Annotated in this window: 15 protein-coding genes and 1 riboswitch; of the genes, 2 read left to right on the forward strand and 13 right to left on the reverse strand. The window is 46.9% G+C overall.

The annotated features are described in order from the left end of the window. Nucleotides 1–44: 44 nt before the first annotated feature. Nucleotides 45–944 (forward strand): LysR family transcriptional regulator, encoded by a 900-nt coding sequence (locus ADIAL_RS00935; RefSeq protein ID WP_034298753.1) that lies wholly within the window; start codon nucleotides 45–47, stop codon nucleotides 942–944. 139 nt (nucleotides 945–1083) lie between these two features. Here the strand turns inward: ADIAL_RS00935 and ADIAL_RS11320 are convergent, their stop codons facing one another. The 4 genes from ADIAL_RS11320 to ADIAL_RS00950 all read right to left on the reverse strand — a co-directional run bounded on the left by ADIAL_RS11320 (nucleotide 1084) and on the right by ADIAL_RS00950 (nucleotide 5124). Beyond that, nucleotides 1084–1299, reverse strand: a complete 216-nt coding sequence (locus ADIAL_RS11320) for a hypothetical protein (RefSeq protein WP_155849143.1) — start codon at nucleotides 1297–1299, stop codon at nucleotides 1084–1086. A 27-nt stretch (nucleotides 1300–1326) separates the two neighbouring features. After that, nucleotides 1327–2238, reverse strand: a complete 912-nt coding sequence (locus tag ADIAL_RS00940) for an NADP-dependent oxidoreductase (RefSeq protein WP_034298755.1) — start codon at nucleotides 2236–2238, stop codon at nucleotides 1327–1329. Nucleotides 2239–2571: 333 nt separating this feature from the next. Continuing rightward, nucleotides 2572–3939, reverse strand: coding sequence for a magnesium transporter (gene mgtE, locus ADIAL_RS00945; protein WP_034298757.1), 1368 nt, complete (start codon nucleotides 3937–3939; stop codon nucleotides 2572–2574). A gap of 225 nt (nucleotides 3940–4164) precedes the next feature. Beyond that, nucleotides 4165–4335, reverse strand: a riboswitch (M-box (ykoK) riboswitch). Between the two features lie 141 nt (nucleotides 4336–4476). Beyond that, nucleotides 4477–5124, reverse strand: a complete 648-nt coding sequence (locus ADIAL_RS00950; RefSeq protein WP_081757592.1) for a phosphoribosyltransferase — start codon at nucleotides 5122–5124, stop codon at nucleotides 4477–4479. Nucleotides 5125–5372: 248 nt separating this feature from the next. On the opposite strand from ADIAL_RS00950, the gene ADIAL_RS00955 reads away from it, so the two are divergent. Further along, complete coding sequence (locus ADIAL_RS00955; protein ID WP_034298759.1) at nucleotides 5373–5780, forward strand: YtxH domain-containing protein; 408 nt, start codon at nucleotides 5373–5375, stop codon at nucleotides 5778–5780. A gap of 210 nt (nucleotides 5781–5990) precedes the next feature. Here ADIAL_RS00955 and ADIAL_RS00960 read toward each other — a convergent pair whose 3' ends face one another. The 9 genes from ADIAL_RS00960 to ADIAL_RS01000 form a co-directional block, all read right to left on the reverse strand. Then, the gene (locus ADIAL_RS00960) at nucleotides 5991–6881 is read right to left on the reverse strand and encodes a helix-turn-helix domain-containing protein (protein WP_081757594.1); all 891 of its coding nucleotides are present in this window, start codon (nucleotides 6879–6881) and stop codon (nucleotides 5991–5993) included. 244 nt (nucleotides 6882–7125) lie between these two features. After that, nucleotides 7126–7809 carry a phosphate signaling complex protein PhoU gene (gene phoU, locus ADIAL_RS00965; RefSeq protein ID WP_034298763.1) on the reverse strand — a complete coding sequence of 228 codons (684 nt, stop codon included), beginning with the start codon at nucleotides 7807–7809 and terminating at the stop codon, nucleotides 7126–7128. Nucleotides 7810–7836: 27 nt separating this feature from the next. After that, nucleotides 7837–8595 (reverse strand): phosphate ABC transporter ATP-binding protein PstB, encoded by a 759-nt coding sequence (gene pstB, locus ADIAL_RS00970; RefSeq protein WP_034298765.1) that lies wholly within the window; start codon nucleotides 8593–8595, stop codon nucleotides 7837–7839. A gap of 2 nt (nucleotides 8596–8597) precedes the next feature. Then, the gene (gene pstA / locus ADIAL_RS00975; RefSeq protein ID WP_034298767.1) at nucleotides 8598–9413 is read right to left on the reverse strand and encodes a phosphate ABC transporter permease PstA; all 816 of its coding nucleotides are present in this window, start codon (nucleotides 9411–9413) and stop codon (nucleotides 8598–8600) included. A 3-nt stretch (nucleotides 9414–9416) separates the two neighbouring features. After that, nucleotides 9417–10238 (reverse strand): phosphate ABC transporter permease subunit PstC, encoded by an 822-nt coding sequence (gene pstC / locus ADIAL_RS00980; RefSeq protein WP_034298833.1) that lies wholly within the window; start codon nucleotides 10236–10238, stop codon nucleotides 9417–9419. 225 nt (nucleotides 10239–10463) lie between these two features. Continuing rightward, nucleotides 10464–11363: a substrate-binding domain-containing protein gene (locus ADIAL_RS00985; RefSeq protein WP_034298770.1), complete on the reverse strand. Its 900-nt coding sequence runs from the start codon at nucleotides 11361–11363 to the stop codon at nucleotides 10464–10466. 171 nt (nucleotides 11364–11534) lie between these two features. Continuing rightward, on the reverse strand, nucleotides 11535–13313 hold the full coding sequence (gene pnpS, locus ADIAL_RS00990; protein ID WP_034298772.1) for a two-component system histidine kinase PnpS: 1779 nt from the start codon (nucleotides 13311–13313) through the stop codon (nucleotides 11535–11537). Then, on the reverse strand, nucleotides 13310–14017 hold the full coding sequence (locus ADIAL_RS00995) for a response regulator transcription factor (RefSeq protein ID WP_034298774.1): 708 nt from the start codon (nucleotides 14015–14017) through the stop codon (nucleotides 13310–13312). Before ADIAL_RS00995 ends, pnpS begins: the two co-directional genes overlap by 4 nt. A gap of 32 nt (nucleotides 14018–14049) precedes the next feature. Further along, nucleotides 14050–15123 carry a mechanosensitive ion channel family protein gene (locus ADIAL_RS01000; RefSeq protein ID WP_051503631.1) on the reverse strand — a complete coding sequence of 358 codons (1074 nt, stop codon included), beginning with the start codon at nucleotides 15121–15123 and terminating at the stop codon, nucleotides 14050–14052. Nucleotides 15124–15336: the final 213 nt, after the last annotated feature.

Below are 15336 nucleotides of genomic sequence, written 5' to 3' on the forward strand. Positions count from 1 at the left end.
ATCTAATTTATGTATCAATCTATTTAAACTGAAGGAGACGGTTTATGGAAATCAAACAGCTGCTTTATTTTATCGAAGTCGCCGAACGCGAGCACATGTCGGATGCTGCCCAGCAGCTGAATGTCGCCCAGTCTGCAGTGAGCCGCCAGATTAAAAATCTTGAAGAGGAACTACAGGTGGAACTGTTTGAACGCGTCGGCCGTCGGGTCAAGCTACTGCCAATTGGCAGGCTTGTTCTGCATCAGGCCAAGGACATCATGGCGCAGCTGGAGCAGATGAAACATCAGATTGCCGATCATTCCGCTCCTGAAAACGGCACCATCCATGTTGGTTTTCCGACTAGCCTCGCAACAACCTTGCTCCCCAGGCTGATCCAGTCCTTTTCCACTGACTATCCAAACATCAAATTTCAGTTGAGGCAGGGATCCTACCAGTATCTGCTGGAATCAATCAAGAACAGAGAACTGAACCTGGCCTTCATCGGTCCTGTCATTGAAGAAGATCCACTCATTCAAGGTAGCGTTCTCTTTGACGAGCCGCTTTATCTTCTTGTATCAAAGGCACACGCCTTGTCAGTTAAGCAGTCCGTTCCCTTGTCTGCTTTAAAAAACGAGGAATTTATTCTTTTCCCCAAAGGCTATATTCTGGAAGAAGTAGTCAGTACTGCTTGCCGGTCTGTCGGTTTTGAGCCCAAAGTCAGTACCGAAGGAGAAGATATGGATGCCATCAAAGGTATGGTAGCCGCCGGCATCGGGATTACCTTGCTTCCGGAGAGTGCCGTGACCCAGTACCGGTCACCTTTTCTGACTTGCATCCCAGTCACTGATCCTGACGTTACACGGACTGTCGGCATCATCACCTCCAGGACCCGCCAGCTTTCTCCTCCAGAAAAGCTGTTTCACACTTTTGTGCTTGATCAATTCAGCCATGCAAAAAAGCACTAGTGTCTCAAATCCTACTCTGCTGCGCACACAAATAGGCAGCGCCTATTTTCTTCTTGTACAGGCGCTGCTTTCAATTTTCTTATTTGGCTGTAACTCGCAGGAGTTGCTTTAAACTCTCAAACTGAAAAATCCAATGTCCTCAAAAAGACGTGTTGCAGCGACTGCAGTAAGGATTGTCGGTCCGTCTGACTTGCCGACCGCAGTTCGGGCAAGTCACCCGCTGGTCTTCTTCTGAACCTAAAGAAGAAAAACCTCTGGAAAATATTCGGCTCCCCATATTCAGTGACCGGGTCATATACTTAAAAGACAAAAACATCATAAAGCCTGTTAAAAGTAGTACGATAATGATTGGCATCTTGTCCACCTTTCTCGGTTGCAGCTCTCAAACGAATGTCAGGATGATCTTGCCTCCGGCCTGTCCAGTTTCGCTCAACTCATGCGCTTCTCTGACTCCCGCTTCAGAAAAAGGAAACGTCCTTGACACTACAGGCCTCAGCTCCCCTTTTTCCATCCAGTCTGCCAAGGCTGTAATCCCTTCTTTAGTCGGCTTCATAGAAAAAAATGTCGCCTGGACTTGGCGGCCGTCAAACTTTTCCTCCTCCGGCTCTTTAGCCACCGACAGCAGCTTGCCTCCCTCTTTTAAAACAGCAAAACTTCTATCCTGAACCTCTCCCCCTACGGGATCAAGAATCAGGTCGACTGGCTCCAGGACTTCTTCGAAGGATTCCCTCGTGTAGTCGATCGCCCGGTCGGCTCCCAACGCCATCAGTCTGTCCTGATGGCGGGTGCTGGCAGTTGCAGCTACCCAGGCGCCTCTTTTTTTAGCGATCTGAACAGCCAACGAGCCGACTCCCCCGGAACCTGCATGGACCAGCACCCGCTGACTAGGCTGGACCTGTCCCCGGGTCACGATAGCCTCATAGGCCGTCTGTCCAGTCAATGGAACAGCCGCAGCTGTTTCAAAGTCAATATTAGCCGGAAGCTTCACTGCACGGTCCGGATTGACCAGCACATATTCAGCATAGGTCTTGGCCCCATTAGCCATGATCCGGTCTCCCGGCTCAAATCCAGTTGTCTCTTCTCCGACAGCAACTACGGTTCCCGCCACGTCCCCGCCCACAATCATTGGAAGCTTCCCGCCGAACAATCCTTTCCGTCTCTTGATATCAATCGGATTAACACTGGTCGCTGCCAGTTTGACTAGCAGACGGTCAGCTTTGATTTCCGGCCGGTCGATGTCTTTGAGCTTCAGCTCTTCGACCCCGCCGAAGGCTTCGATTACTATAGCTTTCACCTTTATCTCCTCCAGACTCTCTTTGCATGCACCCTTATTTTAGCACAGGCCGTAACAGGTTGAACGTCATATGTCTCCCGTACATTCAAATACCCGCACCGATAAAAACCCGTCCCTAAAGCTGACTTCATAAATAATGTACAAAAAAGCCCTCTTCATCCAGGCCAGCCGGCTGCTAGCCGGTAAGCAAAAATGAAAAGCGCTCTTTTTTCCTATCTGTTTGCTTTAACCGACTCGGATCCACCTTACATCAAGAGTCCGCTGAGAGACAGCAGAATCACCGAGCCTGAGCATGCAGACAGCCAGACTCCTGCTTTATTATTTTATCCGTTTCTACATTAAATAACCCAGCAACTGAGTGACCAGTACAAAGTAAATGACCAGACCGGAAATATCTTTGATTGTTGTGATAATCGGATCGGCTCCGGCAGCCTGATCAATGCCCAGCTTGAACAGCACATAAGGAATAAAGAAGCCCAATGCCGTCGCCAGCGTCATGGTCAAAGCCAGTGCTACACCTACAGCAATACCCAGTTCTGGAATGCCTTGCCAAGTGGAAGCGATGATGCCGGTCGCAATCCCGACCAGCACACCCATACTCAAACCAACCAGAGTTTCCTTACCCAGATGCTTCATAAATTTACTGGTGTCCACATGTCCCAAAATCAGTCCTCTGGCAAAAATTGTGGAAGACTGAGTTCCGGCATTTCCTCCCATATCCATGATAACCGGGATAAAAATGGCTACAGCAGCGATGGCTTCGAGCGCTTCTTCAAAGGAATCGATAACGACACCAGCCAGCAGGCCGCCTACCATCGTAATGACAAGGAAAGGCAGACGCACTTTCCAGATCTCTATCAGCGTCCCGTTTACCAGGCGCTCACTGCGGTTGGACTCTCTGTCAGTCAAGTCTGCCAGACCGGCTTTATCAAAGATGTCTTCCGTTGTTTCTTCTTCTATAATATCCATGGCATCGTCGAAAGTCATGATTCCAACAATCCGGTTTTCCTTATCCACAACAGGCAGTGCTAGGAAGTCAAGAGACTGAAGCAGGCGGGCTGCTTCTTCCTGATCCGTATCCGTCGATACCTTAGCTACTTTCTGGTGCATGACATTGCCGATGATTTCCTCCGGGTCGGCCATGACCAGCTCTCTCAAAGACAGTACCCCTTCCAGCTTTCTGCTAGCATCCGTCACGTAGATAATATAAATGGTTTCTTTTTCAGCAGCGGTTAGTCTGACTGCTTCGAGGGCTGCACTGACTTTCATTTCTTTTTTGACCGTGACGTATTCCGGTGTCATCAGTCGGCCGGCGGTCTCTTCTTCGTAGCCCATCAGTAAAGCTGTTGCCTGGCGCTCTTCCTGATCCAGAGAAGCAATCAGATTTTTAGTCACCTTAGCCGGCAGTTCATCCAGCAGGCGGACCCGGTCATCCGGTGCCATTTCGGCAAATACTTCAATTACTTTGTCTTCTGTAAATGAACGGATCAGCTGCTGCTGTGTATTGGACTCCAGCTGCTCAAATATATGGAGAGCACGCTCTTTTGGCAGCAGGCGGAACAGAATACCTTTCTCCTCTGCCGGCAGGTCATGCAGGGTGCTGATGATTTCCACATTATCTGCCTGGATGACCGTGTCTTTTAGTGCTTCCATATCTCTTTTTTCGAGGTTGGCCCGTACATTTGCTTTGAATTTGTCCATGATGATTCCTCCATTTGGTTGTTTTGATAGCGTTCTTCTAGAGTTTTACTGCTGTCATCCCAACAGGGATACTCGTCCTTATCCTTCTGCATCAGGCCTCACCTCCGTTCAATTAAAAAATGCGACTGCCGGGATTGTCCCAGAAGCCGCATACTAAACCATTTCAGAAAAAGAGTATCATCAATAAACATCGATTATGGACAGCATAAATCATACACTGCGTATTCATCTACTCTTCGTCTGGGTTTTAGCACTAAATGACGTAGATTCACAAAGGAATCAGCTATCTTAAGCAAGACCTTAATCCGATCATGCCTGTTCTACCCATTGGCCTCTCTGGAGGTTTTTGGGCAATAGCCTGTGTTCATTTAGGAGCCTCTCCTAACAAGTATTTGATTGACCGTTTTAAAGCTTACAATAAAATACATGGCCTGTCAAACGGGTATACAGGTCGACCCTCGGAAATTAGCCATAACAATCTAATTCCCGAGGGCCAACTACATAAATTATCTTTTACTCCTGGCATTTATTTCAGGTCTAATCCAACTGACTCAACATCTGTTCAACTTCTTTATCTTCCACTTGCGGGAAATGACGGTAATAGGCTCCCACAGCCCCTAGAAAATGCCGGGGGATGTCTACCGCTGCGACTGCATCCACCTGTTTCAACAAATCCTGGCAAGTGTTTTCCGGAACAACCGGAACTGCCACAATGATGTGGCTGGCCTTTTGGTCCTTTACTGACTGAACAGCCGCTTTCATGGTCATGCCGGTAGCAATACCGTCATCCACGAAGATCACGGTCTGACCTTTTATCCGCTGTACCAAAAGCCACTGGTCATACAGTGCTCGGCGCTTGTGCATCTGCCTGCGCAAAGACTGGATCTCTTGCTGCAGCCAGACCGGGTCTATCCGTCTCATTTCCTTTTCGTTGATGATGGGTTCGCCCAGTTCGGCAATCGCTCCTATAGCATATTCCGGATGAAGCGGATGGCCAATCTTCTTGGACAGCAACATATCAAACCGCAAACCGTGCTGTCTCGCAATTTCGATACCCAAAGGAACCCCTCCCCTGGGAAGAGCCAGAACGATGGTTTTTTGGGGATCCAAAATGTCAATCCTGGACGCCAGCTGTTTGCCGGCATCCAATCGGTCATCAAACAGCAGAAAGAGTCCTCCCTTCACCCTCTAGCGGTCTTGTTTGGCGTATTTAAAGGTCTCAGGTACTGATTTAAGCGGCAGGTAACTGCTGCTCTCATGCTCGTATTCTACTCATTTCACTATAGCATATACCTTGTAAAAAACCATTTCAGCGCTCAGCTATTCTATATTTTGCCGCCTTTGACTCATTTCAAGGGTTTCTCTTTTAAAATATCTTAAGTTTGTTCTATAATGGCTAGAGAAGCTATATCAATGTTAGGGAGGAATTAATTATGTCATTTGTAAAAGGTTTATTAATCGGAGCCACTTTAGGACTACTCTTTGCACCGAAGAGTGGTCAGGAAACACGGAACGACATCGCCAAAAAGTTTGATGATTCTAAAAAATCAGCCAGCGAGTATGCTGACATGGCTAAAGTTAAGTCAGAAGAAATGCAGCAGACTGCCGGAACGGCAACAGAAAACATCAAGTTGACGATTTCAAAAACGGCTCAGGAACTGCGTGAACAGCTCCACCGTGCCTCTGAAGACATTAGAAGCGAAGCGAAGCTGTTAAAAGAAGATATCCGCGAAACAGCAGAAGATGTCAAAGAAACAACTGAAGAGGCTGCATCAGACGTGGCCGCTGAAGTCGAAGACGCTTCAGATGATATCAAGGCAGAAGCTCAGGATAAAAAGTAATCTGCTCCAGCTTTTAGCTGAACAGCCTAAAGACAAAAAAGAACCTGCCTCTTGTTTAAAGAAGGCAGGTTCTTTTTCTGGGCTGTACTTGCTCACTTTATATCTTAGTTATATCTCATTTAAAATTAATGTTTACATATTAAAATGTGCATAATTTAATCTTTATTTACTTTTCTTTTTGTTTATAGACGTCTGACCTAAAAGTCTAAATCATATGTTGGCATCCTGCTCAAAAGACAGGGCTTCTTCCTTGTGCATGGCCTCAAGACTTTCCCTCGCCATTTTGGTGATCAAAGAATACTTTTCATTCTGCTGAATATCAAAAATGGTCTTGGCCTTCTGATAGGCCCCCACCGCTTCCCGGTGCTGACCCAACTTTTCCAGACAGTAGCCCTTATAATAAAAGAAATCCCCCAGCAAAAACAGCGTATTCTTTTCCACCACTAGCTCCAGCCCCTGCATGACTTTTTCCAGACAGTCCCCGTACTTCTCCTGGCGCGACAGGCAGATGGCATAGTTCAGCAGCAGCTTGGCTTTTTTCTCGTGATTCATCCACTCCGCGAATGAATTGAATCCCTTTTTATAGTAAGCTTCAGCCTTGTCATATTCCTTCTTTTTCAAATAACGGTTGCCGATACTGTCAATGATTTCCACCCTTAGCTCACCGTTCTTGACATCTTTCTCCATTTCAATCAGATAGTCCAGCGCCTTTTCGTTATCCCCGTCACGGTAGGCAAACAGCAGGCCATGAATCCAGTCAAAAAACTCCCTTTCTTCCCCGACCGCCTTTCTGATCAGTTCCTCGTTGGAATCGATCAGGTAGGACACAGAATCATACTCCCTGCGCTCCAGATGCTGCCGAATCATCCGACAAAGCTGAGACATCTGCGAATAGCGGCTTTCCACAGAATCTTCCCCGTAAAAGTAATTGATGGATACCCCGAGTCGCTCTGAAATCTTCTCCATCAACCCTCTGCTTGGTCTGACTTTTTTCTTTTCAATCCGGCTGACCATGGCCTGCGTACAGATACCGTCCGCCAGTTCCGCTTGCGTCATTTTTATCTCTTTGCGTCTAGATTTAATCTTCTCCCCTATTTTCATGCAATTATCCCTCTCATTATATTACCATTATAATAGTAGTTATATTAAATTATTATACATAAAACAGCATCGCATATCTATATTAATTTTCATAATTTTTCTTTTTTTTACACTATCATGACTCAAGCCCTTGTCCCCCTAGTGAAGCAGATTACAAATAAAAAGCCGCCCATCTTGCTCTTCCTGCTCAGGAAGGCTCTGATGAACGGCTAAACTTGCATAAGCGTCTGTTTTATTTTTTCGGTTATACACCCAGCTGCTTATAGTCATGGTGGGTGTTAAGCTCCTGGATTTCGCCTGTTTCAAAGTAAAGTATCCATTCCGAAATATTAGTGATGTAATCTCCCATGCGTTCAATATAGGTGCTGACCAGAATGTAATCCGTTGCCCCTAAAACCAACTCCGGATCTCTGCGCATTTCGTCAATACTGGCCGTTTTGATTGCCATAGCCAAAGTATCAATCTCTTCATCTCTCAGGGCGATCTGTTCAGCTTTATGGCTGTCATAGTCGATATAGGCATCGACGATGTCCTGCCCCATCTTCTTTATTTTCTCACCTGCCAGAGAAATCTGGTCTTCGATTGCCTTGTTCCGTTTGTTGCCTTTAACTCTGATTGTTGACTTAGAAATACTGACTGCGTGATCTCCCATACGCTCCAAATCAGCAGAGGCCTTCATAACCGTGATGATTTTTCGCAAATCCGCTGTAACCGGCTGCTGAAGAGCAATCAATTCGATACAGCCTTGTTCAAGCTGGTGTTCCATATCGTTGATTTTTATGTCTTCTTCAATTACTGACTTGGCCAGCTCTTTATCATGATTGACAAAGGCCTTGATTGACTTATAGATGGCTTCGTTGACACGATTTCCCATCTGGAAAAACTGGCTGTGCAGTTTGTTCAGCTCTTCTTCGTACACTCTTCTCATTTTACCTTCTCCTTTTCCTGCCGTGATTTAACCAAAGCGTCCGGAAATATAATTATCTGTCTGCTCTTCTTTAGGATTGGTGAATAGCTGACGCGTCATGTCCTGTTCGATAATGTCTCCATTCAAGAAAAAGGCTGTCCGGTCTGAGATACGCGAAGCCTGCTGCATGTTGTGCGTCACCATAACAATCGTGTAGTCTTCTTTCAGCTCCATGACCAGCTCCTCAATTTTGGCTGTTGAGATAGGGTCCAAGGCACTGGTCGGCTCATCCATCAGTAAAACATCCGGTTCAACAGCCAGAGCACGGGCAATGCAGATACGCTGCTGTTGTCCGCCGGAAATCGATAGGGCGTTGCGGTCCAGGTGATCTTTGACTTCATCCCAGATGGCAGCTTGACGCAGACTTTTTTCAACGATTTCATCCAGTTCATTTTTCTTTTTGATTCCATGTGTTCTTGGACCAAAAGCAATATTGTCATAGATACTTTTAGGGAAAGGATTTGGCTGCTGGAAAACCATGCCGACACGCTTTCTCAATTCGTTCAGCTCGACCTTTTTGCTGTAGATATTCTTGCCGTCCAGCTCCACGCTTCCTTCAATCCGGCAGTTTTCGACCAGGTCATTCATACGGTTGAGCGTCTTGATTAATGTTGATTTTCCGCACCCTGACGGTCCGATAAAGGCAGTGATTTCATTTTCGTAAATATCAAGATCCACTCCGTGCAGAGCTTCGAACTTGCCATACCACAGCTTCAGATCTCTAACTTTGATTTTCTGGTTCAACATAACTATTTTCCTCCTTTGGCCAAGCGCTTGCTGACCAGTGTCGACAGGGCATTGATGACAAGAACAAAGACCAGTAGCACAACGGCTGTGGCATACGCTTCATTGACGTGGCGCCCTTCCTGAGACAGGATATACATATGCAAAGACAAGGTCCGACCCGAGGCAAAGAGGCTACCGGGCAGATTTGTGGCTGTCCCTAGCGTGAACATCAAAGCCGCTGTTTCTCCGACAATTCGGCCAGTCGCCAAAATGACTCCGGACAAGATACCCGGCATAGCCACCGGTAGCACAACTTTAAACAAGGTCCGCAGTTTCCCGGCACCCAGGGCATAACTTGCCTGTCTGATCGGCATACCCGTCGCAAGCAGTGCCTCTTCTGTTGACCGGATAATAACCGGCAGCGACATAATAGTCACCGTCAGGATACCCGCAATCAGCGAAAACTGAAACTCCAAAAAGATAACGAAGAAAAGCATGCCGAACAGTCCATATATAATGGATGGAATGCCCGCCAGTGTATCTGTCGCCATGCCAATGGCCTTGACGACCGGATTTTTACGGTTGGCATAATCCACCAGGTAAAAACCGGTGAATACACCGATTGGAGTAGCAATAAGCAGGGTTCCGGCAACGACCATCAGTGTTGTCATCAAAGCCGGCATCATGGAGACATTACTGGTGCTGTAGTTCCAAGCAAAAAGGGAAGGCGTCAGAAAACGGACACCGTTAATCAGGATATAAATGACCAGATAGGCCAGCATGCCAAAAGTAAAGACTGCCGAAGCGTAGACCAGGCCTTTCATTAGTTTACTTATCATGACTTACTTCGCCTCCTTGCTTTTCATAATAAGAAATGTCGTATTGATGATCATAATAAAGATAAAGAGCACGACTCCTGTCGCGACCAGTGCATCTCTATGCTGACCGGACGCATAAGCCATCTCCATAACAATATTGGTCGTCAGCGTCCGGATTCCCTGTGTCAGCCCTCTAGGCATCAAAGGCTGGTTACCTGCAACCATAACTACAGCCATGGTCTCACCGATTGCCCGGCCGACCCCCAGCACGATACTGGAGAAGATACCTGATTTGGCTGCCGGGACCAGAACGGAAAAGATACTGCGTTCCGGACTGGCTCCCAAAGCCACACTTCCGGAAAAATACGAACGGGGAACAGAACGGATGGCTGACTCAGACAAAGAAATCACGGTTGGTAGGATCATAATGGACAGCAGCATAATCGCGGCCAGCATGCTGTTTCCCGGGCCCCCGAACAGCTGACGGATCTGAGGAACGATGATTCTAAGAGCAAAGAACCCATAAACGATTGACGGGATCCCCGCCATCAAGTTAACAGCCGGCTTCAGGAAAGCATACAGTTTTTTAGGACAAAACTCCGCCATGAAAATAGCCGTCATGACTCCTATAGGTACACCGATACTCACGGCCCCCAGTGTCACCAGTACGGAACCCAAAATCATCGGCAGCAGTCCAAAAGTGGTCTGATTCCAGGTCTGGCCGAAAATAAAGTCAGCCAGTCCATACTCAACCATCATCGGCAGGCCATTGGTGAAAATAAAAATAACGATCAATACAAGTGAAAAAATAGATGTAAAAGCAGCAAGAAGAAAAACGCCATGCATGATTTTTTCAGCCAGGTTACCCTTGGCTGCTTTTTTGAACGGCGGCTGCCGGTTGGCCTTAGCCTTGGCTTCCTTGATGGTGCCTTGTCTCAGGTTATCCATAATGAAAATCCTTTCCTGTGTGTATACAGTACAAGAGGGCTGCAGCGCAGACTTGTCGCCTGCTCTGTTCGCCCCCTCTCACTTTTCTGTTCAATTACATGACTGCTTGTCTGTTAACTTTTCTTAGTTATCCAGCAGTTCGTCCCATGTGCTGACGTCTCCTCTGAAGATGTCTGCTATCTGTTCCATCGTCAGGTTATCCAGCGGATTGTCCGGGTGAGTGACTACTGCAATGCCGTCTACCGCAACGGCTCTAGATTCAGTCACTTCTCCCAATTCGTCATCATTTAACTCTCTTGATGCCATTCCAATATCAGAAGTTCCTTCGATTGCAGATGTCACGCCGGCGCCAGAACCTGTTGAGTGTGTAGCAATCTGTACGTCCGGGTGAATTTCCATGTAAGCCTCAGCAATGGCTTCTACAACCGGGAAGACGGAAGTCGAACCGTTGACATCGATTGAACCGCTCAGGTCCAAATCATGTCCTTCATAGGCCGGTGCGTCTGTCTCAGCTGAGATGTAGCCAACTTCTGCAACAATGGCCTGTCCTTCTTCGGAGAACATGAAGGTCCAGAAGTCATCTGCCACTTCACTCAGTTCTTCACCGATGATCACATTGAAGTTACGGGCAATTTCATAGTCGCCGTCCAGAATGTTTTCCTCTGTCGCATCCACGCCGTCTGCTGAAATAGCTTTGAGCGAGTCATCCACCGCTCCGATTGACGTGTAACCAATGGCATATAGGTCATCAGCTACTGTGCTGTTGACGGCGTTGGTTCCCTGCTGAGCTGTTGCACCGGGATCGATCAGGTCATTGTCACCATCATCCAGGCCAGTCATTTCTGCAAAAGCGTCACGGGTACCTGATCCCATTTCGCGTGTTACCACGTGCACGTTGCTGCTGGTATCAAAGTCTCCCCCAGCTTCACCATTCTGTGCGCCCTCAGATTCCGTGTCCGCACAAGCGATCAACGTTGTTGCAGCCAATCCAATAACAGATAACATTTTAAGATTTCTTTTCATAATGGTCTCCCTTTTGTTTGAGTGTGGTTTAAACTTTATATCTCTTGTTCACAAGTCCCATCTTACTCCCGGATTTTGTATTTCCCATCGATTTCGTGTCTATTTTGTGTAAAGCAATGTAAATTTTATGTAAAGAAAACCGCCCCCAGTCAAAGCCAGGAGCGGTCTATGTCATGCTTCTTTTGTCAGCGGTAGCCACACTGTAAAGGTACTGCCTTTATGTTCTTCACTTTCAAGTGAGATCTGTCCGTCATTATTTTCAACGAGCCATTTGACAATCGCCAGCCCCAGTCCGGTCCCACCGGCATTTCGGCTTCTGGCTTTGTCCACGCGGTAAAAGCGCTCAAAAACCCGGGCCTGACTTTCTTTAGGGATACCTACACCGTTGTCTGCCACACTCAGTATGGCTTCCTTGTCCGTTTTGGAAAGGGTTACTGTGATGTCTCCACCTTCAGGCGTATAGGCGATAGCGTTGCCTACCAGATTCAAGGTAATCTGCTTGAGCTGGTCCCGGTCAATATCCAGTTCAACAGGTACCGGCTCGATCAAGTCTACAGAAATTTGTTTCAAATCTGTTTTCTGATGCACGATTTTCATAACCTCTTCGACGACGTCTCTGGCCTTTACCCTCTGAATCACAGTGGATGCTTTGTGTTTTTCGAGCTTCGACAGCTGCAGGATATCCTGGACCATCAAATCGAGCCGGGTAGATTCCTTGTATATAATCTCCAGAAACTCTACCAGTACCGCTTCGCCTTGAAGGGCCCCATCAAGTAGAGTTTCGGCAAAGCCCTTGACCGCTGTAATCGGGGTACGCAGTTCATGCGAAACATTTGCCACAAAATCCGTCCGGACTTTTTCCAGTCGCCTGATTTCTGTGATGTCATACAGCAATACGATATGATTAAAGGTTTCTTTCTGCTGATTGAATACCGGCACAACGTTTGCATCCACAATCTTTTCTTCCGGATACAGCAGCTCGGCCTCCTGGTTCTGAATCGTCTGCTCGGACATTGCTTGTCTAATCATCTCAACCAGAGTCGTACTGTGCAAAGCCTCGTCAAAGCGCTCGCCGATCTTGCCGTAGAGATCTTCTCCCAGCACTTCATTCATCACCGGGTTCACCATTGTGATATGGCCCTCACTGTCGACCACCATGACTCCAATAATTAGATGGTTGATCAACTCTCTTAGGCGAGTCTGATTTTCATTAATCTCCTGCATCTGCTGGTCCAGATTGATGGCCAGCAGATTAATGGACTGACCCAGATCATCAATCTCTCTGTAAGAACTTCCGTTGTAGCGGCTGGAATAATGCTGAACACTCAGTTTTTCTGTCAGCTCTTTCATCTTTTCAATAGGATCGCTGATTTTTTTGGTCCAGTAGTTCGTAAACAACAGCGCGACCAGAATTGAAATCATCATAAACAAGGCCAGGACCTGAATCATCCGCTCTGTCAGACCGGCCATTTCCTCCACATTCTTGGACAAACGCAAAAAGCCGATCAGTTCCCCGTCTTCACTGTTCAAAGCGACCGCAGCATAGTAGAGTACTTCCCCCGTACTTTCACTGGTTCGGTCATAGGTCCCGACCGGCACGCCTTCCTGCAGAATTTGCTGAATCTCTGGACGGTCCAGATGATTTTCCAGGCGTCCTTCTTCTGCACGTGAATCATAGGTGACGTCTCCGGTTGGTGTAATGAAGGTGATCCGTTCATCAATCACATCAGCTGTCTGAGACAACTGCTGGGTAACAGCCTCCAGGTCTGTCTCGAACTCTTCTTCATCCAGCAGGCTGGACAGGGTCAGCAGCTGGGACTGCAGATCCTCTCCTTGCTGTTCGATAGCCTGCCTTTCTAGAATAGTTGAAAACAGGTACAGAAAAAGAAGCGTGAAAAGCACCAGCACAACAGTGAAAAAGCCAAGAATTTTCATTCGCAGCTGCTTCATTGCGGTTCCTCAAGCTTATAGCCGAAGCCTCGGGCTGTTTTTAAATAAACGGGTTTTTTAGGATTCTCTTCGATTTTTTCTCTTAAATGACTGATATGCATATCAACAATTCGAGTTTCTCCCGTAAAGTCAAAGTCCCAGACAGCCTGAAGAAGCTGTTCCCGGTTCAGGATGCGCCCTTTATGCTGGGCCAGATACAAAAGCAGTTCAAACTCCTTTGGTGTCACTTCCTGATTTTTTCCTTTGACCGTTACTGTATAGTTTCCAGGTGAAATCACAATGTCTTTAATTACGATATCGCTGCTAACTTCTTCCAGTGCGTTGTCTGTCCCTGATTTTTTCTCTACTCGCCTGAATATGGCTTTCATTCTGGCTATGACCTCTCTAGGACTGAAGGGCTTGGTCATATAATCGTCTGCCCCAATTTCCAGGCCAACAATTTTATCGATTTCCGAGTCCTTTGCTGTGAGCATGATGATGGGAGAATCGACTTTTTCCCGGCGCAGTTCGCGGCAAATATCCATACCGTCCATGCCCGGAAGCATGATATCCAGCAGGATAATGTCAAAATGCTGCTTCTTTGCCTGTTCAAAGCCTTCTGTACCGTCAGCAGCTGTCGTTACTTCGTAGCCTTCTTTTTCCAGATTGTACTGGAGAAGCTTTAAAATAGACAGTTCATCTTCGACGATCAACACTTTTTTCATTGGTCTCCTCTTTCTTCGGAAAATTTAAGCCGTCAGGATACTGACCCCTTGATGTTCACGTCTCTTTGTGGGAACGGAATCTCGATACCCTTCTGATTGCACTTCTCGAAAATCTTGAATCTCATGTCACTTGGTATGCGGAATTCACGCTCCTCGGACTGCATATCAATCCAGAACCAGACAGTGAAATCCAGTGACGAGTCTCCAAAATCTTCAAAAAATACTCTCGGCTCAGGTTCCAGTAGTATATTATTCCACTTTTCTTCTCTCAACTCAACCACAGATTCATGTAAAAGCTGCTTGACGAGGGCCACATCACTGTCATAAGCAACACCAATACTGACTGCCAGGCGCAGTCTGGTGTCCGCATAGGAGCGGTTGACAAATTTTTCTTCCAGGAAATAAGAATTGGGAATAATCATCCGCTCATGCAGGCGGGTCCGCACAACAGTGGCCCGCATGCCGATTTCTTCCACATCAGCGATTGTATTGTCGACAATGACCCGGTCGCCCACTTTTATGGGACGCTCGAACAGCAAGATGATGCCGGAAATAAAATTCGACATGACATTTTGCAGCCCAAAACCAATCCCGACACCAAGCACACTGGCAAAGACAGCCAAACTCGTCAGGTCAAAACCGATGGAAGAAATAGCTACCAATACTGCGATCGTGACAATCAGGTAGTGGAAAAAGGTGTTCATGGACGCTTGCATCCCTCTATCCAAGCCGTATTTTTCATAAACAGTCGGCAAGATGTATTCCCTGATTGCATTGGACAGCTTGACCGCCAATATCAGCGAGAAAAGGACGGTCAGCACAAGGAAAATCGTAATTTCCGTATCCCCGAACACAAATAGTGTCTGATAAATCAGTGCGGTTCTTGAAAAGTAAGAAAACAGATAAACAATCAGGACGAAAAAGGTCAGCCAGTTCAGCAGTGTTTTGAGAAACAGCCGAGTCCGTTCTGTCTTGATCACTTTGTCGAGCCCTTTTTTCAAGGCATACCGGCCCGCCAGTATGAGGACAAAACCAAGCACCGCTCCGACCCAGAAACCAATTCCATAATTATCCAATCTTCCATTCCATTCAGCAATATTCTGCATAGACTCAACCTCTTTTTTATTTTAGTTGTACTTATTTTACCAAAGAGCCCGACGAATACCTAATATCTCAACCAGTGAAGCCGTCGTCCAGAGCAACAGGCACATCTCGATGCCTATCCTATGGATGCTTCCAGCCATTGTATGTGAAGCTGATACATCTTTTGCCGCTTCTCCTTCAATTAAACAGCTGTTGTTTCAAACTCCCAGACCTTG

Source organism: Alkalibacterium sp. AK22 (genome assembly GCF_000585255.1).
Lineage (GTDB): Bacteria > Bacillota > Bacilli > Lactobacillales > Carnobacteriaceae_A > Alkalibacterium.

Coding starts and splice junctions, on each gene's coding strand:
- ADIAL_RS00935 (WP_034298753.1), top strand. CDS start 45: ATGGAAATCAAACAGCTGCTTTATTTTATCGAAGTCGCCGAACGCGAG.
- ADIAL_RS11320 (WP_155849143.1), bottom strand. CDS start 1,299: ATGCCAATCATTATCGTACTACTTTTAACAGGCTTTATGATGTTTTTG.
- mgtE (WP_034298757.1), bottom strand. CDS start 3,939: ATGGACAAATTCAAAGCAAATGTACGGGCCAACCTCGAAAAAAGAGAT.
- ADIAL_RS00955 (WP_034298759.1), top strand. CDS start 5,373: ATGTCATTTGTAAAAGGTTTATTAATCGGAGCCACTTTAGGACTACTC.
- ADIAL_RS00960 (WP_081757594.1), bottom strand. CDS start 6,881: ATGAAAATAGGGGAGAAGATTAAATCTAGACGCAAAGAGATAAAAATG.
- phoU (WP_034298763.1), bottom strand. CDS start 7,809: ATGAGAAGAGTGTACGAAGAAGAGCTGAACAAACTGCACAGCCAGTTT.
- pstB (WP_034298765.1), bottom strand. CDS start 8,595: ATGTTGAACCAGAAAATCAAAGTTAGAGATCTGAAGCTGTGGTATGGC.
- pstA (WP_034298767.1), bottom strand. CDS start 9,413: ATGATAAGTAAACTAATGAAAGGCCTGGTCTACGCTTCGGCAGTCTTT.
- pstC (WP_034298833.1), bottom strand. CDS start 10,238: ATGCATGGCGTTTTTCTTCTTGCTGCTTTTACATCTATTTTTTCACTT.
- ADIAL_RS00985 (WP_034298770.1), bottom strand. CDS start 11,363: ATGAAAAGAAATCTTAAAATGTTATCTGTTATTGGATTGGCTGCAACA.
- pnpS (WP_034298772.1), bottom strand. CDS start 13,313: ATGAAGCAGCTGCGAATGAAAATTCTTGGCTTTTTCACTGTTGTGCTG.
- ADIAL_RS00995 (WP_034298774.1), bottom strand. CDS start 14,017: ATGAAAAAAGTGTTGATCGTCGAAGATGAACTGTCTATTTTAAAGCTT.
- ADIAL_RS01000 (WP_051503631.1), bottom strand. CDS start 15,123: ATGCAGAATATTGCTGAATGGAATGGAAGATTGGATAATTATGGAATT.